Source organism: Bradyrhizobium sp. SZCCHNPS1003 (genome assembly GCF_032381555.1).
Lineage (GTDB): Bacteria > Pseudomonadota > Alphaproteobacteria > Rhizobiales > Xanthobacteraceae > Bradyrhizobium.
Genome location: NZ_JAUHIU010000029.1, coordinates 1 through 19,385, shown reverse-complemented (window position 1 = coordinate 19,385; position 19,385 = coordinate 1). Strand labels below are relative to the sequence as shown.

The 19,385-nt window shown below is 65.3% G+C and carries 19 protein-coding genes and 1 tRNA gene; 11 read left to right on the top strand and 9 right to left on the bottom strand.

Annotation, left to right across the window (positions count from 1 at the left end; translation table 11 throughout):
• Window positions 1–42 precede the first annotated feature (42 nt).
• Window positions 43–504 (bottom strand): outer membrane protein assembly factor BamE, encoded by a 462-nt coding sequence (locus tag QX126_RS31620; protein WP_315786307.1) that lies wholly within the window; start codon window positions 502–504, stop codon window positions 43–45.
• Between the two features lie 129 nt (window positions 505–633).
• Between QX126_RS31620 and QX126_RS31615 the strand changes: the two genes are divergently transcribed.
• The 10 genes from QX126_RS31615 (at window position 634) to QX126_RS31570 (ending at window position 8,192) form a co-directional block, all read left to right on the top strand.
• A complete protein-coding gene (locus QX126_RS31615) occupies window positions 634–1,170 on the top strand; it encodes a ubiquinol-cytochrome C chaperone family protein (RefSeq protein ID WP_315740215.1) in 537 nt (178 codons plus the stop codon).
• Between the two features lie 4 nt (window positions 1,171–1,174).
• Window positions 1,175–1,801 (top strand): DUF177 domain-containing protein, encoded by a 627-nt coding sequence (locus tag QX126_RS31610; protein ID WP_315786305.1) that lies wholly within the window; start codon window positions 1,175–1,177, stop codon window positions 1,799–1,801.
• Window positions 1,802–2,119: 318 nt separating this feature from the next.
• Window positions 2,120–3,181 (top strand): phosphate acyltransferase PlsX, encoded by a 1,062-nt coding sequence (gene plsX, locus QX126_RS31605; RefSeq protein ID WP_315775148.1) that lies wholly within the window; start codon window positions 2,120–2,122, stop codon window positions 3,179–3,181.
• Window positions 3,178–4,152 carry a beta-ketoacyl-ACP synthase III gene (locus QX126_RS31600; protein ID WP_315786303.1) on the top strand — a complete coding sequence of 325 codons (975 nt, stop codon included), beginning with the start codon at window positions 3,178–3,180 and terminating at the stop codon, window positions 4,150–4,152. The genes plsX and QX126_RS31600 overlap by 4 nt, the downstream gene beginning before the upstream one ends.
• Before the next feature lie 133 nt (window positions 4,153–4,285).
• The gene (locus QX126_RS31595; protein ID WP_315758632.1) at window positions 4,286–4,642 is read left to right on the top strand and encodes an integration host factor subunit alpha; all 357 of its coding nucleotides are present in this window, start codon (window positions 4,286–4,288) and stop codon (window positions 4,640–4,642) included.
• A 136-nt stretch (window positions 4,643–4,778) separates the two neighbouring features.
• On the top strand, window positions 4,779–5,339 hold the full coding sequence (locus QX126_RS31590) for a MerR family transcriptional regulator (RefSeq protein WP_315786302.1): 561 nt from the start codon (window positions 4,779–4,781) through the stop codon (window positions 5,337–5,339).
• A gap of 217 nt (window positions 5,340–5,556) precedes the next feature.
• A tRNA-Pro gene (locus QX126_RS31585) sits at window positions 5,557–5,634 on the top strand.
• Between the two features lie 183 nt (window positions 5,635–5,817).
• A complete protein-coding gene (locus QX126_RS31580) occupies window positions 5,818–6,693 on the top strand; it encodes a class I SAM-dependent methyltransferase (protein WP_315786301.1) in 876 nt (291 codons plus the stop codon).
• A 102-nt stretch (window positions 6,694–6,795) separates the two neighbouring features.
• Window positions 6,796–7,206, top strand: a complete 411-nt coding sequence (locus tag QX126_RS31575; RefSeq protein WP_315786299.1) for a hypothetical protein — start codon at window positions 6,796–6,798, stop codon at window positions 7,204–7,206.
• Window positions 7,207–7,310: 104 nt separating this feature from the next.
• The gene (locus QX126_RS31570) at window positions 7,311–8,192 is read left to right on the top strand and encodes an AraC family transcriptional regulator (RefSeq protein ID WP_315786298.1); all 882 of its coding nucleotides are present in this window, start codon (window positions 7,311–7,313) and stop codon (window positions 8,190–8,192) included.
• Between the two features lie 521 nt (window positions 8,193–8,713).
• On the opposite strand, the gene QX126_RS31565 is transcribed toward QX126_RS31570, so the two are convergent.
• The 8 genes from QX126_RS31565 to QX126_RS31530 form a co-directional block, all read right to left on the bottom strand.
• Entirely contained in the window at window positions 8,714–10,273 is a 1,560-nt protein-coding gene (locus QX126_RS31565; protein WP_315786296.1) for an oleate hydratase, read from the bottom strand.
• Window positions 10,274–10,387: 114 nt separating this feature from the next.
• Entirely contained in the window at window positions 10,388–11,947 is a 1,560-nt protein-coding gene (locus QX126_RS31560) for an oleate hydratase (protein WP_315786294.1), read from the bottom strand.
• A gap of 154 nt (window positions 11,948–12,101) precedes the next feature.
• Window positions 12,102–13,577: an ABC transporter ATP-binding protein gene (locus QX126_RS31555; protein ID WP_315786337.1), complete on the bottom strand. Its 1,476-nt coding sequence runs from the start codon at window positions 13,575–13,577 to the stop codon at window positions 12,102–12,104.
• Between the two features lie 50 nt (window positions 13,578–13,627).
• Window positions 13,628–14,311, bottom strand: a complete 684-nt coding sequence (locus tag QX126_RS31550; RefSeq protein WP_315740203.1) for an isochorismatase family cysteine hydrolase — start codon at window positions 14,309–14,311, stop codon at window positions 13,628–13,630.
• A 14-nt stretch (window positions 14,312–14,325) separates the two neighbouring features.
• Entirely contained in the window at window positions 14,326–15,252 is a 927-nt protein-coding gene (locus QX126_RS31545; protein ID WP_315786292.1) for an ABC transporter permease, read from the bottom strand.
• Between the two features lie 3 nt (window positions 15,253–15,255).
• The gene (locus QX126_RS31540; RefSeq protein ID WP_315786291.1) at window positions 15,256–16,365 is read right to left on the bottom strand and encodes an ABC transporter permease; all 1,110 of its coding nucleotides are present in this window, start codon (window positions 16,363–16,365) and stop codon (window positions 15,256–15,258) included.
• Window positions 16,362–17,471 (bottom strand): BMP family ABC transporter substrate-binding protein, encoded by a 1,110-nt coding sequence (locus QX126_RS31535; RefSeq protein WP_315758551.1) that lies wholly within the window; start codon window positions 17,469–17,471, stop codon window positions 16,362–16,364. Before QX126_RS31535 ends, QX126_RS31540 begins: the two co-directional genes overlap by 4 nt.
• 420 nt (window positions 17,472–17,891) lie before the next feature.
• Window positions 17,892–18,047 carry a hypothetical protein gene (locus QX126_RS31530; protein ID WP_315786289.1) on the bottom strand — a complete coding sequence of 52 codons (156 nt, stop codon included), beginning with the start codon at window positions 18,045–18,047 and terminating at the stop codon, window positions 17,892–17,894.
• 224 nt (window positions 18,048–18,271) lie between these two features.
• On the opposite strand from QX126_RS31530, the gene QX126_RS31525 reads away from it, so the two are divergent.
• The gene (locus QX126_RS31525) at window positions 18,272–19,240 is read left to right on the top strand and encodes an SDR family NAD(P)-dependent oxidoreductase (protein WP_315774235.1); all 969 of its coding nucleotides are present in this window, start codon (window positions 18,272–18,274) and stop codon (window positions 19,238–19,240) included.
• Window positions 19,241–19,385 lie beyond the last annotated feature (145 nt).

The window sequence follows — 19,385 nt, the reverse complement described above, 5'->3', positions numbered from 1 at the left end:
TGGCCCGGAATCACATTCCGGGCTGCGGCGATCGTGTCGGGATCAGTTGAAGCTGAGCAGCTTGAACAGCGGTGTCAGGTAGCTGAGCTCCTGGCCGGAGGTCGGCGTGGTGCGGCTGACGAAGTCGAAGATCTTGCCGTCCTTCATGCCGTAATTGGCGAGCCGCCGGACCTGGCGGTTCTTGTCGAAATAGATCGCGATGACGCGCTGATCGACCACCTTCTGGTTCATGAAGGCGACAGGGCGCTCGGCGCGCTGGGAGATGTAGTAGAATACCTCGCCCTCGAGCGTCGCCACCGTCGACGGCGTGCCCATCACGATCAGCACCTGGTCCTGGCTGGCGCCGATCGGGATCTGCTCCAGCGCGCCGGGGGGCATGATGTAGCCCTTCTGGAACTGCTCGCCGGTGCAGGCGGCCAGCGCTAGGCAGGTCAGCGCGATCGCGCCGGCGGTGCGCAGTCGGGTGCTCAGGCCGCGGGAGAGCAGGCGGGCAGTCGTTCGCATTGTCTGGGTCATCTTCTTCAGATCGGATCCCGTCCCCTTGCGTCGGGCAGGGCGTTGACGTACCGGGCAAACTTGCGGATTGCAACATGCCCCCGAACAGGGTCAGGGAAACTCGACCGCGGAACCGTCATGCTCTGGCCATTCAACCTTCTCAGCAAATCCCGACCGTCCCCGCGCGGGACCATCGAGCCGATCTATGGCACGATCGTGGCACAAACCCGAGACCCGTTGTTTTATAGACACTTGAATGTCCCCGACACGGTCGAGGGACGGCTCGATCTGCTGATTCTGCACCTCTGGCTGGTGCTGCGGCGGCTGCGCGGGGTGGGGTCGGAGCTATCGCAGGCGCTATTCGACCGCTTCTGCGACGACATGGACGACAATCTGCGCGAGATGGGGGTGGGGGATCTCACCGTGCCGAAGCGGATGCAGAAGTTCGGCGAGGCATTCTATGGCCGCACCGCCGCCTATGACCTCGCCTGGTCCGAGAGCGAGGCCCGGCTGGCGGAGGCGCTGCAGAAGAATATCTTGAACGGGGAGCATCCGGACAGCGCAGCCGGACTTGCCGCCTATGCGGCGCGGGTGGCCGCGCACCTCGCCGCTCTCGACGACAACAGGCTGCTCGGCGCCGGCTGGAGCTTCCCGCAGCCGGTGCAGCAGGACTAGCGAGATGAGCAGAGACACAGACACATCGCGACAGACGGGGCGAGATCCGGCGAAGGATCCCTGGCGGGCGCCGCCGGTGATCGTGGCGCAGATTCCGGAGGCCGGCCTGCATCGCGAGATCGAGGCCGACGAAGCCACGCGCCGCGCGCTCGCCGCGCTTGCCGAGCTGCGCGAGGTCATCTCGGCCCATGCCTCGTTCGACGTCGTCCAGAAGCGCGACGGCAAGGTGCATGTCGAGGGCCGGGTGCGGGCCCGGATCGGTCAGACCTGCGTCGTCACGCTCGATCCGATCGAGATCGAGATCGACGAGCCGATCGACCAGATGTTCGCCCCGCCGGAGCAGATTCCCGAGCTTGCCGATCTGGTCGAGGACGATCCCAACAGCGAGGTGGAGACGGCTGATCCGCCGGAGCCGATCATTGGCGGGCAGATCGACCTCGGCCGGCTTGCCGCCGACGCGCTGTTCCTGGGGATCGATCCCTATCCGCGCAAGCCGGGTGCCGTGTTCGAGCAGCCGACGGCGGCAGCCGCCGAGCCGGAGGACCATCCCTTCGCGGCGCTGAAGGCGCTGAAATCGGCAGATGCCGCCGCCCCGGGCGCCGTCAAAGCGAAGAAAACGGGTGAGGATTGACGCGCCGTTGTGCAGGCCGGAAGCGGTCGATCCTGTCACAAAGCCTCTCGAAATCCTCTCAAGCTGCTGATTTCGATGGCAAAGACGGGTCCGTGCTGGCCCCGGACCGCGTGGCGGTTGCAAATTGCATTGCCCCCGGGAGGTTGTTTCGACACGGAGAGACGCTATTGTCGCGCCCGGGTCGGGGTGCGACGAAAAGGCCCGGACGGCCTCTGGCCGGTCCATCGGCCGCGCAATGCCTCTGAACGACCGCCAAACACGGCCAACCAAGTCACGGCCAAGACGAGACAAAGCTCGAGATCAGGTTTCCGGGACGTCATGCCTCAAAAGGTTCGAATCGCGCTGGACGCCATGGGCGGGGATTTCGGCGCGGCCATCGTCATTCCCGGTGCTGCGATCGCACTGAGCCGCCATCCGGATGCGGAGTTTCTGCTGTTCGGCGATAGCGCCAAGATCGTACCCGAACTCGACCGGCATCCGCGGCTGAAGGCCGTCTCGCGGGTCATCCACACCGACGTCGCCGTCAGCATGGAGGACAAGCCGAGCCAGGCGCTCCGGCGCGGCCGAAAGACCTCGTCGATGTGGCTCGCGCTCGAGGCAGTCAAGAAGGGGGAGGCCGACGTCGCCGTATCCGCCGGCAACACCGGCGCGCTGGTGGCGATGGCGCGCTTCTGCCTGCGCACGCTGGACGGGATCGACCGGCCGGCTCTGGCCGCGATCTGGCCGACCGCGCGCGGCGAATCGGTCGTGCTCGACCTCGGTGCGACGATCGGCGGCGATGCCCACCATCTCGTCGCGCTGGCCGTGATGGGCGGCGCGCTGGCGAGCGTGCTGTTCAACAAGCCGCGGCCGACCGTCGGCCTTCTCAACATCGGCGTCGAGGAGATCAAGGGCCATGAGGAGATCCGCGAGGCGGCCGAGCAGCTGCGCGCGATGAACCTGCCGCAGCTCGACTATATCGGCTTCGTCGAGGGCGACGGCATTGGCAAGGGTGCGGCCGACGTGGTCGTGACCGAGGGCTTCAGCGGCAACATCGCTTTGAAGACGGCCGAGGGCACCGTCCGCCAGGTCACGGATTTCCTGCGCGGCGCGATCCAGGCGAGCTGGCTTGCCCGGATCGGCTATCTGTTGGCCCGCGGCGCCTTTGCCGCTTTGCGGGCCCGGCTCGACCCGCGCAAATCCAACGGCAGCGTGGTGCTCGGCCTCAAGGGCATGGTGGTCAAGAGCCACGGCGGAACCGATGCCGAGGGCTTTGCCTCGGCGGTCAGGGTTGGCTATGAGATGGCCCGCTACGATCTCCTGACCAAGATCAATCAAACACTCAATCCCGACGGAGGCGCGCCGGCGTCCGAACCCGTCGCCCAGGAGGCTGTCTCGTGACAATTCGTTCGGTCGTGCTCGGCTGTGGCTCCTACCTCCCGCAGCGGGTCGTGACCAATGCCGAGCTGGCAAGCCGCATCGAGACCTCGGACGAGTGGATCGTCCAGCGCACCGGCATCCGTGAGCGCCATGTCGCAGCCGACGGCGAGTTCACCTCACATCTGGCGATCAACGCGGCCCGGGCCGCCCTTGCGGCGGCCGACGTCGATCCGCAGTCGATCGACCTGATCGTGCTCGGCACCTCGACGCCGGACAACACCTTTCCGGCGACCGCGGTCGCGGTCCAGAACGAACTCGGCATCCACCATGGCGCGGCGTTCGACCTGCAGGCGGTCTGCTCGGGCTTCGTCTTTGCGCTCGCCACCGCCGACAATTTCCTCCGCAGCCGCTCGTTCAAGCGTGCGCTCGTGATCGGCGCCGAGACCTTCTCGCGCATCCTCGACTGGAACGACCGCACCACCTGCGTGCTGTTCGGTGACGGCGCGGGCGCGTTGATCCTGGACGCCCAGGAGCAGGGCGGCACGTCGGCCGATCGCGGCGTATTGACCACGCATCTGCGCTCCGACGGTCGCCACAAGGCCAAGCTCTATGTCGACGGCGGTCCGTCCTCGACCCAGACCGTCGGGCATCTGCGGATGGAGGGCCGCGAGGTGTTCAAGCACGCGGTCGGCATGATCACCGACGTGATCGTCGACGCCTTCGATGCCACCGGCCTGTCGGCCGAGACCATCGACTGGTTCGTGCCGCACCAGGCCAACAAGCGAATCATCGACGCTTCGGCGCACAAGCTGCACATCGCGCCGGAGAAGGTGGTCTTGACGGTCGATCTGCATGGAAATACCTCCGCTGCCTCGATCCCGCTGGCGCTGGACGTGGCCGTCAAGGACGGCCGCATCAAGAAGGGCGACGTGGTTTTGCTGGAGGCGATGGGCGGCGGCTTCACCTGGGGCTCGGCCCTGGTGCGCTGGTGAGCCTGCCGTGCGGCGGGATTACGCCCAGAGATCGGCACTACGGCCTGTACTTCTATTCACGCTGCTGTTGACCACCGCCGCTTAACCTCTTAATTTCCGGAGCGAATTATTCGCCGTGAGTTTGGGGCAGGCGATGGCGGGAACCGGAAAAACAGTCACACGCGTCGATCTCTGCGAGGCAGTCTACCAGAAGGTGGGGCTGTCGCGGACGGAGTCGTCTGCATTCGTCGAGCTGGTCTTGAAAGAGATCACCGACTGCCTTGAGCGCGGCGAGACGGTCAAGCTATCGTCCTTCGGGTCGTTCATGGTGCGCAAGAAGGGGCAGCGCATCGGACGAAACCCCAAGACCGGCACGGAAGTGCCGATCTCGCCGCGGCGAGTCATGGTGTTCAAGCCGTCCGCGATCCTGAAGCAGCGCATCAACGGCCAACAGGGCAGCGGCAAGATGAACGGCGAGGCCAGCGCCGAGTTCGGCGCCGAGCCGGAATAGGGCCGGGGCCGTCGCCCCGCCGCATTGTCGGCAGGGCCGTGACAAACGCGTATCGTTCGTTCCGCGTACAGTTCGTCCAATCTATTCAGCGTAGTCTGCCACTTTCTTGTCAGCACGATCGAAGGGGAACGGGCATTTGGACAAGGCGCCGGATGCGTTTCGGACGATCAGCGAGGTCGCGCAGGAGCTCGACATTCCGCAGCACGTGCTGCGGTTTTGGGAGACCCGGTTCGCCCAGATCAAGCCGATGAAGCGGAGCGGGGGCCGGCGCTATTACCGGCCCGACGACGTCGACCTGCTCAAGGGCATCCGGCGCCTGCTCTATGGCGAAGGCTACACCATCAAGGGGGTGCAGCGGATCCTGAAGGAGCACGGCGTCAAGTCGGTCCAGGGACTGGCCGACAGCTCTGCCGCGGTCTCGTTCGGGGCGATGGAGGAGACGCTCGGCCAGGCCCTCATGGAGGAGGAGCCGATCGGCGAGGCCGAGGTCGAATCGGAGGACGAGGAGGAGGCCTCCGACGAGGAGGGTATCGACTTCCGCTTCGTCGATACCGAGGACGACATCCTCGACACCTTCCGGGTCGGCCCGCCCGCCCGCGCCGGCATGAAGCCGGAGGAGCGCGACAAGCTCCAGGGCGTGCTCAAGGAGCTGCTCGACTGCCGCGCGCTGCTCGATCGCGCCATGAAAGAGGTGTGAGGGGCGCCTGCTGCCCTAAACACAGGATGAGCCGACGGCGCCAAGCCATTTGCCAGTTCGGAGCCGCAGCGGCGCCACGAGTCGGCTGCGCTCCCCTCCCCCTTGTGGGGAGGGGTTGGGGGTGGGGGTCCCCGACCTCCGCTCTATCCAGCGCGCCAACGAAACCCGTCCGCCGTGCCTTGCATCCCATCCCGATCACGGCTACACGATCGGCCATCGGAGCGTGGCGCAGCCCGGTTAGCGCACTAGTCTGGGGGACTAGGGGTCGTGGGTTCGAATCCCGCCGCTCCGACCATTTTCTCGAATCGCCACATTTGACATCGGCCGATGCGTTTCAGCGTGGCCCTGCCGCGGCCGCTTCGTCCGTGAGACTGGCTTTTCAAGCCGCAGACCGCCCCCTAAACTCCCGAATTGGGCCGCTGGACGCTGTTCGATCCGGCTCGTTTCATTTGTGAACTTTGTTGCCGAGACTTCCGTCATGGACGCCGCCGTCGCCGACATCTCCTTTGGGCATTTCGAGAACGCCGAGCAGATCGCCTTCTGGAACGGTGCGGGCGGCGGGCGCTGGGTCGCGCGCCGCGCCGAGATCGATGCGCTACTGGCGCCGGTGCAGGAGGCGCTGCTGGAGCGTGCGGCGATCCAGGCGGGCGAGCGGGTGCTCGACATCGGCTGCGGTTGCGGGGCGACCTTGATCGCGGCGGCCGAGAAGGTCGGCCCCGGCGGCAGCGTGCTTGGCCTCGACGTGTCCGCAGCCATGCTGACCGCGGCCCACGAGTTCGCCCCCGCCGATGCGCCGGTGAGCTTCGTGCAGGGCGACGCCATGGTGCATCACTTCAAGGCCGCGAGCGCCGATCTCATGATCTCGCGCCTCGGCGTCATGTACTTCGCCAATCCGGTGCGCGCCGTGCTCAACATCCGCAATGCGCTGCACTCGGAGGGGCGCGTCGCCTTCGCCTGCTGGGGCGAGCTGCGCGACAACCCGTGGGCGCTGGAGCCGCTGCAGGCGGCCTATGACCACGTGCCGAAGTTGCCGGGATTGCCGCCGCACGCGCCGGACGATTTCGCGTTCGGAGCCGCCGAGTGGATCGAGAAGGTCATGACCGATGCCGGGCTGCGGCGCATTCGGCTGGAACGCCACGACATCGCGCTCGACTTCGGCGCAGGCGCCGGCCTCGACAGCGCGGTGCAGACGGCGCTCACGATCGGGCCCGCCGGCCGCGCCGTGGCCGGGCAGCCGTCCGAGGCCACGGAGGCCGCGATCGCTGCCGTGAGGAAGGCGCTGGCGCGCTACGCCAAGGGGCCGCGCGTCGTGGTGCCGGCATCGTTCTGGATCGTGACAGCGGTCGATCCGTAATGCGACGGCCGCGCCGGAGCTCAAGCGCGGCGCCATCTATGCGAGCGCGGAACTTGCGACAGCGCATATGCGATAGAAAGAACGCGTTTCGAGATGTGCAAGATGACGAGACTGCTCTCAGCCGGTGCAGTGTTGGTCGGCTTCCTGTCGGCGGCGAAGGCCGACGTTCAAATCAATATGCAGCCAGGCTCACAATGCTGGTCCTACCAAGGATTGGATACGCGATTTTACGGCAACTTTGCCGGCGGCCAAGCTCTGACCGTCGGGATTGTCGAGCAGCAATTGAACGAGAAAGGTGGGATGGAGGCGGTTGTCTATAGTGGCGCGCAGGTCTGGGTGAACGGTCCTGATGGTTTCCTCAAGGATGGCTACCGCGAGGCGGATGATCGGATCATCTACACGGACAAGCCGGGCCGCTACATTTTCAATTTGTATGAGCATGGAACAGGCGCCGCTTATCCAGTCTTCGTGAAGATATGCGCGAGCAGAAAGGACCAGGCCGACAAGAGGTGACCCGATCCTTCGTGCTGGTTTTGCCCCCGTGACAAAGCCGCAAGATCGGTCGAGCGCGTCAGCGTTGAGCGCGCTTAGCTGCTGCGGCCACGGAGTACTGAACGATGAAGGCGGCGCTGCAGAACTACCATGCCCGGATGCAGCGGGTCCTGGATCACATCGACCGGCATCTGGACGATGATCTGGACCTGGACGCGCTGAGCAGCATCGCGGCCTACTCGAAATATCATTTCCACCGGCAGTTCACGGCGACGTTCGGGCTGTCCGTGCATCGCTACATCCAGCTCGCCCGCATGAAGCGGGCGTCCTATCAGCTGGCCTACAGCGATGCCCAAACCGTCACGGAGGTCGCGATGGATGCCGGCTACGATGCACCGGACGCCTTCGCCCGCGCCTTTCGGCAACGGTTCGGGCAATCGCCGTCATCGTTCCGGAAATCTCCCGACTGGGAGCCGTGGCTTGCGGCCTTCGGGCCTTTCGACGAAGCAAGGAGCAAGCTGATGCGGACGACCTATACCCCTGACGACGTGACGATTCGCGAGGTGCCGACCACGCCGGTGGCGATCATGGAGCATCGCGGCGACCCGGCGACGCTCGGCGCCACGATCCAGCGCTTCATCGCCTGGCGCAAGGCTGCCGGCCTGCACCCCAGGACCAATCCGACCTTCACGGTCTGGCGCTCCGAGCGGCGCCCTGCGTCGCCTGCCGATTACAGCGTGGATCTCTGTGTCGGGACCGATCAGCCGGTCGAGACCGATGACGCGACAATCAGGATCGGCGAGATCCCCGGCGGACGCTGCGCCGTGCTGCGCGTCGTCGGCAACACCCACAATCTGGAGCCGGCCGCGCTGTTTCTCTATCGCGACTGGCTTCCGGCCAGCGGCGAGGAGGCGCGTGACTTCCCGATCTATTGCCAGCGGCTGAACTTCTTCCCGGAGGTTCCCGAGCACGAGACGGCTGCGGACCTGTTCCTGCCGCTCAAATAGCCCCTGACGGCCTGCCCCTTCCTAAAACGTGTAGCCAAGAGCCATCTCAACCCTCGAGTCCCGGATGCAGAGCTCGGGGGAGCGGGCCGACCTTGGAGCGGTTCCAGTTCTCGTCGGGGAACCGCGATCCGGCCATGTCGTTAACGATCAAGCAGCTCAGTCGGGGCACACACCCTGACATTGAACCTTTGCGCGCACGCGCGCACCAATCCTGTGTTCGGCTCGTCGCGGAGTCGGGTTTCAGGAAATTTCAGGCTGACATCGGGGTTCACCTCGATGTGCTGTTCATTGTCGTTGAAGGAGGCGCGTATGGTCCTCAGGACTTTGAAAGTTTCGCTGTCCGTTTTCGCCGCTGCAACCTCGGTGGTGTCGCTGTTTGCCGTCAGCTGGGTCGGTCTCGCACTGCTCGGCTACTGATAGCTCACGCAAGCATAGAGGCGCACTCTGCCTCGCGAGATGGAAAGCGCCCGGATCGAGCCTGATCCGGGCGCGCGTTTTTGCAGATGCGAAGGGCCACAGCGCTATGCGAAGGCCTTTTCCACCGTCTCGATCAGCACGCGGAATGACTTGTCGTGGCGGGTGATCGGCGGAATCGCCCGGGTGATGCCGAGCAGCTGATAGACCGCCATCTGCGCCGCGCGCACCGAATATTCCACCGTGAACACGACGTCGTCGGGAATCTCGACGAACTGGCTGACGAAGGCGAGATTCTTCGAATTCGCCGGCACCGGCAGCGGGCGGTCGCTGGTGTTGCGCGGCATGAACATGCTGGTGATGTAGGGCAGGCGGCATGGCACGCAGGTCGCGTTGTCGAACACCGAAAGGTCGAAGTTGAGATGGCCGCACAGTTCCTTGAGAATGTCGGCGCCGCCGCAATCGGCCATCGCCTTCGGCACGAAGTTGCCGATGCGGTCGGGATGCAGCGCGTAGCCCCAGAACACCTGCACGTCCGCAGGCTGGCCGGCGAAATGCGGCTGGTGATACAGCACGAGCGACATCAGCCAGTTGGACTCGGTGAAGGTAACGAGCCCGCCGGTGCCGGCGACATTGCCGGTGAACGCTTCCATCGCGTCGAAGAAGCGCGGATTGCGGCAGGTGACGGTGAAGGATTCCCAGCAGGATTCGGGGATCGATGAGTTGAACGCGGCGGGATTGCCGAACTCCGGGCGTCCCCTTGCGATCTTCTCCCACAGCGTCCAGCCCTGGCTGTCCTGCTTGGTGAGCCGCGGCGGCGGCGCATCCTGCGTGCCCAGGCTGGTCGCATCCGTCATCGAGCCGTTTTGCAGGAAGACCAGATCGTCGGTTGCTACCACGACCGTCTCCGGCTTGCCGTTGCGATCGAGGGTCAAGCGCTTGACGACGTGCTTGCCGGCTTCCGTCGCGATCTCGATGTCGGTGACATCGACGCCGCCGGCGAAATTCACGTCATGGCCCTCCAGCCATTTGACGAGCGGCACCACGATCGCGTCGTACTGATTGAACACGGTGCGCTTGACGCCGGCCAGCGTCTCGATGCGCGGAAACTCGTTCATGAAGCGATGCAGATAGCGCTTGAACTCGACCGCGCTGTGCCAGGGCTGGAATGCGAACGTCGTCTGCCACATGAACCAGAAATTCGTGGTGAAGAACGGCGGCGACAGCCAGTCGGTGATGCGGGAGTTGCCGAGCTTGTCCTCGGAGGCCTCGGTCAGCCTGACGAGCTCGAGCCGATCCTGCATCGTAAAGCCCATGGTGGAGACGTCGACCTTGTGCCGGTTGCGATCGACGAGGCGCGCCTGCGAATGCGCGACATGGGCCTCGTTGAAGGCGAGCGTCTCGTCGCGCACGGTGCGGCCGGGATCGCCGGCATTGGGGATGGTGGAGAGCAGGTCCCAGGTGCATTCGTAGTGATCGGTCGTCAGCATGCGGCCGCCGCGCAGCGAATAGGAACCGTCGGGCAGCCGCGCGCCATCGAGACTGCCGCCATAGGGCAGATGTTTCTCGTAGATGGTGATGTCGTGTCCCGCGACGCCGCCGTCACGGATCAGGAATGCCGCGCCGGCCAATGCGCCGATGCCGCTGCCGATGAAATACGCCTTCATGATGGTTCACCCGGATCGTCTGTTGCGATCCGGGGCTTAGCCGCTGTATTCCCTGGCGGAACTGATTCAGATCAACTGCAGACGCGTGCGGAGATCACGATCGCGCGCGTGCGGTCAGGCGAATGATTTCACCACCGATTGCAGCAAAACCTTCAGCGATTTGTCATACGGCGTGACTGGCGGAATGGCACGGTCGATCTTCAAGAGCTGATAGACCGCATGCATGGCCGCGCGCACCGAATATTCGATCGTGAAAACGGCGTCTTCGGGCAGCTCGACATATTGGCCGATGAAGGCGAGATTCTGCGAGGTGAGCGGCACGGGCAGCGGCCGGTCGCCATAGCTGCGCGGCATGAACATGCTCATGATGTACGGCATCCAGCACGGCACGCAGCTCGCGTCGGCGAACACCGAGAGCGGAAAGCGCAGGTGCCCGCATAGTTCTTTCAGGATCTCGGCGCCGCTGCACTCGGACATCGGCCTGGGCACGAAATTGCCGACGCGATCGGGAAACAGGCCGTAGCCCCAGAAGATCTGGATGTCGTCAGGCTGATTCGGAAAGTACGGCTGGGTATAGAGCACGATCGACATGCGCCAGTTCGAGTCGGTGAAGGTCACGAGCCCGCCGGTGCCGGCGACGTTGCCGCTGAAGGCCTGCATCGCGTCGAAGAAACGTGGATTGCGGCAGGTCACCGTGAAGGATTCGAAGCTCGACTCCGGAATGCACGCGTTGAACACGGCGGGATTGCCGAACTCGGGCCGGCCGGCCGCGAGCTTCTCCCACAAGGTCCAGCCATGGCTGTCGGCTTTGGTAAGCGGCTTCGGCGCGCTGTCATGGCTGCCGAGGCTGGTCGCGTCGGTCATCGAGCCCGCGGTGTAGAACACGAGATCGTCGCTCGCGAGATCGATGCTGCGGCGTGCGCCGTCCTGATTGAGCACGAGCCGGCTCGCGCGGTGGCGGCCGTCCGTGGTGACGATCTCGATGTCCTCGACGTCGGCGCCGCCGACGAAGTTGACGCCGCGACCCTCGAGCCAGCGCACCAGCGGCAGCACGATCGAGTCATACTGGTTGTAGACGGTCCGCTTGACGCCGCCGAGCGTATTCATCATCGGGAATTCGTTCATGAAGCGCCGCAGATAGCGCCTGAACTCGACGGCGCTGTGCCAGGTCTGGAAGGCGAAGGTCGTCTGCCACATGTACCAGAAATTGGTGGTGAAGAACGGCGGCGACAGCCAGTCCGAGATCAGCGAATTGCCGAGCTTCTCCTCGGAAGTCTCCGTGAGCCTCGTCAGCTCGATGCGATCCTGCATCGAGAATCCCATGGTGGAGACGTCGATCTTGTGCCGGTTGGCATCGACCAGCCGCGCCTGCGCGTGCGTGACGTGGAGCTCGTTGAAGGCGACGGTTTCGCCGAGGATGTTCTCCTCGGGCCGTGAGTAGCTGGGAATCGTCGACAGCAGGTCCCAGGTGCATTCGTATTGTTCGGTCGTCAGCATGCGTCCGCCGCGCATGGAGTAGGAGCCGTCGGCAAGCCTGGTGCCGTCGAGGCTGCCGCCATAGGGCAGGCGCTTCTCGAAAATGGTGATGTCCTGACCGGGGATGCCGCCGTCGCGGATCATGAATGCTGCGCCCGAGAGCGAGCCGATGCCGCCGCCGATGAAATAGGTCTTCATGAGATCGACCTGCCATCCAAGGGTTTGAAACACAATAACGAAAATGCCGACAGGCGCGGCGTATCAAAAGCCGAAAAAAACCCGCCGAGGGTCATGTTACCGCGGCGGGATGAATTAGTCGTCAACACGTTGAGGTCGTTTATCCGCGTGCGGCTCAATGTCCCGCCATGTGGCGGCCGATCTCGGTCAGGTCGGCTTCGCCGACGCGGGTCTCGTAGACGAGCTGGCCGTGGAAAATCACGACCAGGCGGTCGGAGAGTTCGAGCAGCTCGTCGAGATCCTCGCTGACCAGCAGCACCGCGGCGCCGCGGTTGCGGGCGGCCATGATCTCGGCATGGATCTGCGCCACCGCCGCGAAGTCGAGGCCGAAGCACGGATTGGCGGCGATCAGTACTTCGACGTCGTGGCCGAGCTCGCGCGCCAGGACGGCGCGCTGCACGTTGCCGCCCGACAGTGCCGAGATCGGCGTATCCGGCGTGCGGGTCTTGATCTTGTAGCGGTTGATCTTGGCGGTCGCGTCCTTTCGGAAGGCGGACTTGTTCAGCCACCAGCCGCCGCGGGCGAACGGAGCGCGGTCGAACTCGCGCAGCGCGATGTTGTCGGCGACGCTCATGCCGCCGACGCAGGCGTTCCTCAGCGGCTCCTCGGGCAGCAGCGACATCTTGTGGCGCCGCATCTCCTCGCGGCTCGCGGAATAGGATTGGCCGGAGACACGGACAGCGCCGCTCTCGGCCTCACGCTGGCCGGCAAGCACCTCGACCAGCTGGCGCTGGCCGTTGCCGGAGACGCCGGCGATGCCGACGATCTCGCCGGCGCGCACGGTCAGCGACAGATCATGCACGGCCACTCCGCCGGCATCGTCGCGTGCCACCAGCTTGTCGACCTCGAGCCTGACCACGCCGGCCTCGCCGGAGCGCGCCGGCTGTACGGTGAGCTGCTCGGCGCCGATCATCATCCGCGCCATGTCGTCCGGTGTCAGCTCCGACACCTTGCCGCGGCCGGCGAGCTTGCCGCGCCTGAGGATCGTGACCTCATCGGCGAACGCCATCACCTCGCGGAATGTGTGGGTGATCATCAAAATGGTCAGCTCGCCGGCCTCGACCATCTTGCGCAGCATGCCCAGGACTTCATCCGCCTCGCCCGGCGTCAGCACCGAGGTCGGCTCGTCCAGGATCAGGAAGCGCCGCTTGAGATAGAGCTGCTTGAGGATCTCGCATTTCTGCCGCTCGCCGGCGGAGATGTCCGACACCTTGGCGTCGAGCGGCACGCGGAACGGCATGCGCGCCAAGAAGGCCTCCAGCTCCTTCCTCTCCTTGGCCCAGTTGACCACCGCCGGTATGTCGTCACGCGCCAGCACCAGGTTCTCGGCCACCGTCATCGCCGGTACCAGCGTGAAGTGCTGGTAGACCATGCCGAGGCCGAGCGCATGCGCGTCCTTGGGATTGTTGATCTCCCGTTCGCGCTCACCGATCAGCACGTCGCCCTCGGTTGGGCGGTAGTAGCCCATGATGCATTTGACCAAGGTCGACTTGCCGGCGCCGTTCTCGCCGAGCAGCGCGTGGAACGAGCCGGGCTTCACTTTCAGCTCGACATTGTCGAGCGCGGTGAACGCGCCGAAGCGCATCGTCATCGCGATCGCTTCGACCCCGAATGCCCCCGCAGGCGTCGGATCGTCGCCGATCACGACAGCGCCTCGATCAGCGCCGACGATGTCGCGACTGCGCCGAACACGCCGCCCTGCATCTTGATCATCTTCAGCGCGTGGTCGTGATTGCCCTTGTCGGTGGCGCCGCAGCAGTCCGACAGCAGCACGCATTCGAAGCCGCGGTCGTTGGCCTCGCGCATCGTGGTGTGGACGCAGACGTCGGTCGTGATGCCGGTCAGCACGATGTTCTGGATGCCCTTGAGGCGCAGGATCAGCTCCAGATCGGTGGCGCAGAACGAGCCCTTGCCGGGCTTGTCGATCACGATCTCGCCGGGCAGCGGCGCCAGCTCGGGAATGATCTCCCAGCCCGGCTCGCCGCGCACCAGGATGCGGCCGCAGGGGCCGGGGTCGCCAATGCCGGCGCCGATCTGCTGCGAGCGCCAGCGCTTGTTGGCGGGCAGGTCGGAGAGATCGGTGCGGTGGCCCTCCCGGGTGTGGATGATGCAGAAGCCCTGCGCACGCATCACCGTCAGCAGCGTCTTGATCGGCTCGATGGGGGCGCGGGTCAAGGAGAGGTCATAGCCCATCTTGTCGACATAGCCGCCGACGCCGCAGAAATCGGTCTGCATGTCGATCACGATCAGTGCCGTGTTCTCTGGACGGAGATCGCCGTTGTAGGGCCAGGCATAGGGCTCGGAGCGGATGGTGCGCGCGGTCATGGCGGGCCTCTGGACTAGCGGGTGATGGACAATTCGGCCGGGGCGCCGCTGAGGGTGCGCTTTGGCGAGCAGGTGATGATCATGATCAGTAGCGTCAGGATGTAGGGCGCGGCGTTGAACAGGTGATAGCCGGAGGTGACGCCGACCGATTGCAGCGCCGGTCCGAGTGCGGCGGCGCCGCCAAACGCCAGCGAGGCCCACAGGCACAGCATCGGGTCCCAGCGCGCGAAGATCACCAGCGCCACCGCGGTGATGCCCTGGCCGGACGACAGGCCCTCATTCCAGCTGCCGGGATAGAACAGCGACAGGAACGAGCCGCCGATGCCGGCGAGGAAGCCGCCGGCCATGGTGGCGCGCAGCCGGATCATCAGCACCGAGTGGCCCATCGCGCGCGCTGCATCGGCGCTCTCGCCGGCGGTGCGGATCAGCAGGCCCCAGCGCGTGGTCCTGAACGCCCATAGCAGCAGCGGCGCCAGGATGACGCCGAGCAGGAACAGCACGTTGATGCGAAGCGCGGCACGCACTTGAGGCACGTCGCTCCACCAGCCGAAATCGATCGCCGGCAACCTTGCCGCTGTCGGCTCGATCAGCGGCTTGCCGAGGAAGAAGGCGAGCCCGGTGCCGAATAGCATCAGGGAAATTCCGACTGCGACGTCGTTGACCCGGGGCAGCGAGCAGATGCCGGCATGCAGGGCTCCTAACAGCGCGCCGGTCAGGCCGGCGGCGAGCACGCCTGCCCACGGCGATCCCGTGAGATAGGAGATGCCATAGGCGCTCATCGCCCCCATCACCAGCGTGCCTTCGAGGCCGAGATTGATGCGGCCCGAGCGCTCGGTGATGCATTCGCCGAGACTGACGAACAGGAACGGTGTGGAGACGCGGATGGCGCCGCCGAGCACGGCGAGCGGCACGGTCCAGAGTCCGATGTTGCCGTCAGCCATGGATCAGGACTTTCCCTTGAGGAAACCGATGCGGCCGTAGAGCGCGTCGCTTGCCAGCACCGAGATGAAGATGATGCCCTGCAGCACCAGCACCGAGGCGTCGGGCAGGCCGAGCCGGCGCTGCAGCAGGCCGCCCGACGCATTGATGCCGCCGAGCAGGATCGCGACCGGAATGATGGCGAGCGGATTCTGCCGCGCCAGGAACGCGACCAGGATGCCGGTGAAGCCGTAGCCGACGGCGAGATTGGCGTTGGTGCGGCCCTGCACGGCGGCGACCTCGACCATGCCGGCCAGCCCGGCGCAGGCGCCGGCGAGGAAGCAGACGGTGAGGATCAATTTGCCGACCGACAGACCGACGATCTTGGCGGCGCGGATGTTGCCGCCGGCGACGCGCGCGGCAAAGCCGAAGGTGGTGTGGTAGATCAGCACATAGGCCGCGATGGCGGTGATCAGGCCGAACACCAGGCCCCAATGCACGTCGGTGCCGGGAATGCTGCCGATCATGTTGGCCGCGCCGATCTCACGCGTCGACGGCTTGTTGAGGCTCGCCGGATCGCGCATCGCACCTTCGACGAGATGATTGAGGATCGCGAGCGCGATGTAGACCAGCAGCAGGCTCGAGATCGTCTCGTTGACACCGCGATACTGCCGCAAGGCCCCGGACAGCAGGATCCACAAACCGCCGCCGGTCATGCCGGCGATCACCATCGCGATCTGCACCGCGAGCGGCGGCAGGCCCTGCAGCGCCAGGGCCGCCGAGGTCGCCGACAGCGCGCCGATCAGCAGCGCGCCTTCGCCGCCGATGATCACCATGCCCAATTGCGCGGGCAGGGCGGTGCACAGCGCCGTCAGGATCAAGGGAGCGGCCCGCGTCAGCGTGTTCTGCCAGGAGAACCAGGTGCCGAAGGCGCCGTAATACATGTACCAGTAGAGATCGAGCGGGTTCTTGCCGAACAGCGCGACGAAGATGCCGAACACGATGAGCGCGGCGACAAGCGCCGCGCCCGGGATCAATATGTACTCGATGCTCCCGCCGTAACGTTGCAGGAAACCTGCGTCGGCGGCCGGCGCGATGGCGGCCGCATCAACCGGATCGGCCGCCTCTGATGTCACGACGTGGCTCCGATCACGCCCTCGACCAGGTAGTCCATCTTCTCAAGCTCAGGATCCTTCTGGCCGCGCTCGGTCCCGGCGGTGATCACGGTGTTGCCCTTGTTGTCCTTGATCGGGCCCTTGAAGATGGTGTAGCCCTCACCAAGGAATTTCGCCTTGATCTCGTCGGCGTGCTTGCGGGCGGCTTCCGACACCGCTTCGCCATAGGGCGAGATCTTTACGACCTCTTCCTTGAGGCCGCCGCGATAGAAGTTCGGGATGCTCTCGCCAGCCTGGAGCATCTTGACGAATTTCGGATACAGCGCCTCCCAATTCCATTCCGCGCCGGTCAGATACGCCTTGGGCGCCAGCGGCGACTGGTTGACGTGATAGCCGGTGACGAAGGCGCCGCGGCGCGCGGCGTTCTCCACCATCGTCTTGGGGCCGTCGACATGGCAGGTCAGCACGTCGACGCCCTGGTCGATCAGGCTGTTGGTCGCCTCGGCCTCCTTGACCGGCATCGACCAGTCGCCGGTGAAGATCACCTGCGTGGTGGCCTTCGGGTTCGCGAGCTGCGCGCCGAGCGTGAAGGCGTTGATGTTGCGCAGGACCTGCGGGATCGGCTTGGCCGCGACGAAGCCGAGCTTGCCGCTCTTGCTCGTATAACCGGCGACGATGCCGGCGATGTATTGCGCCTCGTCGATATAGCCGAAATAGGAGCCGGCGTTCTTCGGGTCCTTCTCGCTCCACAGGCCGCCGCAGTGCTCGAAGCGCAGCTTCGGATACTTCGCGGCCATCTTGATCATGTGCGGATTGTAGTAGCCGAACGACGTCGGGAACAGCAGCGTGGCGCCGTCGAGATTGATCATCGACTCGATCGTCTTCTCGACCGCGTCGGTCTCCGGCACCTTCTCCTCTTCGATGACCTTCAGCCCAGGCAGCTTCTTCAGCGCCGCTGCACCTTGCGCATGCGCCTGGTTGTAGCCGTAGTCGTCGCGCGAGCCGACATAGATGAAGCCGATCGTCGTCTCCGCCGCGAAGGCCGGCCGCAGGCCGGCGGCTGCGCCGAGCGTCAGCGCCGCGCCACCCTGCAACAGATGCCGTCGTGAAATCCTGCCAAAGTCCATTGGTGAGCTCCCTCGGCGGGTCGATCCGCCCGCGCTGTCATCACGGCTTCACCGGCACGGCGGAGCCTCGAAAGGGAGTGATCGCAAGCTTTGTGCCAGCGGCGCGCGGGCAGGCAGGCGCACCAAGTCGTTGAAATGGCGCCATTTTGCAGATGATCGGAGCTTAGGCAGACGAATTCCCTGCTCGGTTTCAGCCTATAAAATAATCAATCGACTTCAATTGTATGCAATGAGTTCGGCCGCGTGGGACCGGCGCCAACCGTGCCCGCGAGCCGGAGGCTGCGACGCGGCGGCGGCCGCCAGCTCAAAGCGAGGCAGAACGAATGTCGCAGTGAGGAGGAGCGGTGGCGCAATCGTCCTCCGCAGGCTGTTCGCCGGTGAGCGAGCCCTTTTCATATCTGCTGCAGACTGTCTGGGGTCTCAGATCCCGAGCAGCCAGACCGCGACGATGGTGCCGATCACAGCGAGCCCGCTGATCGTCCAGCCCGTCACATAGGCGCCGTCGTCCGATCCCGCGGGATCGACCATCGTGTCGCACCAGCCTTCCTCCTGCCAGTGCCCCTGTTGGTACGCCATGCGAACCTCCTCGAGCCTGCCTCCCCGTGGGATAAGTCGGACACCCCTTGGAAAGGTTCAACCCCAAGCTGAAATCTTCGTTGCATGCGCTGCAACGCAAATCCCCGACATCCCCTCTGGTCAGGCCCGCGAAACGACCTAAGCTCGGGACGCGTTCCGCGAAGAGAACGAGGAAGTGGCCGGGCGGCAGGGCTGCGCCCGCAGCAGGGAAGGAAGAGCATCTGATGAAGGATTTCGCCGGCAGGATCGCCGTGATCACCGGAGGCGGCACGGGCATGGGCCGCGAGCTTGCCCGCCAGCTCGTGGCCGAGGGCTGCAACGTCGCGATGTGCGACGTCTCGGTCGAGGCGATGGCCGAAACGAAGCGGCTGTGCGAGGCCGAGAAGCTGCCGCAGGGCCTGCGCGTCACCACCCATGTCGCCGACGTCTCGATCGAAGCGCAGCTCCAACGCTTTCGCGACGAGCTCGCCGAGCAGCAGGCCACCGACAAGATCCATCTGCTGTTCAACAATGCCGGCATCGGCGGCGGCGGCAGCCTGTTCACCAACAGCCGCGAGCAGTGGGAGCGCACCTTCAACATCTGCTGGGGCGGCGTCTATCTCGGCGTCCGCACCTTCCTGCCGATGCTGCTGAAGGCGGACGAGGCGCATATCGTCAACACCTCGAGCGTCAACGGCTTCTGGGCCTCGGTCGGCATGGGCGTCTCGCACACCGCCTACAGCGCCGCGAAGTTCGCGGTGAAGGGTTTTACGGAAGCGCTGATCAACGACCTCCGCCTCAACGCGCCGCACATCAAATGCTCCGTGGTGATGCCCGGCCATATCGGCACCTCGATCGTCTCCAACTCGCGCAAGGTGCAGAGCGGCACCGAGTCCGACGAGCTCAGCGAGACCGAGATCATCCTGGCCCGCCAGCGCATGCAGGGCATGGGCATCGACGTCGCCGCCATGAGCGACGCCGACATCCAGGCTGCCGCCCGCGAGCGCGCCCGCAGCTTCCTCGAGGACGCCCCGACCACGGCGGCGCAGGCCGCCAAGATCATCCTCGACGGCGTCAAGGCCGAGCAGTGGCGGATTCTGGTGGGCGAGGACGCCAAGCTGCTGGACCTGCGCGTCCGCCAGTCGCCGGAGCAGGCCTACGAGCCGGAATTCTTCCAGCGCTTCGCGCAGGAGGCGGGGTGGAAGCTGGGGTAGGGCAGGTCCATTGGTGTAGTTGGGACGGGATCTCTCGCCCCGAGACGGTGAGCTCCCCTCCCCCTTGCGGCTACGGGATGCCCGAAAGCGATTCCAAGCGATTTCTGGATGTGATTCAAAGTTTTCGACCGGTTCGGTGGAGAGC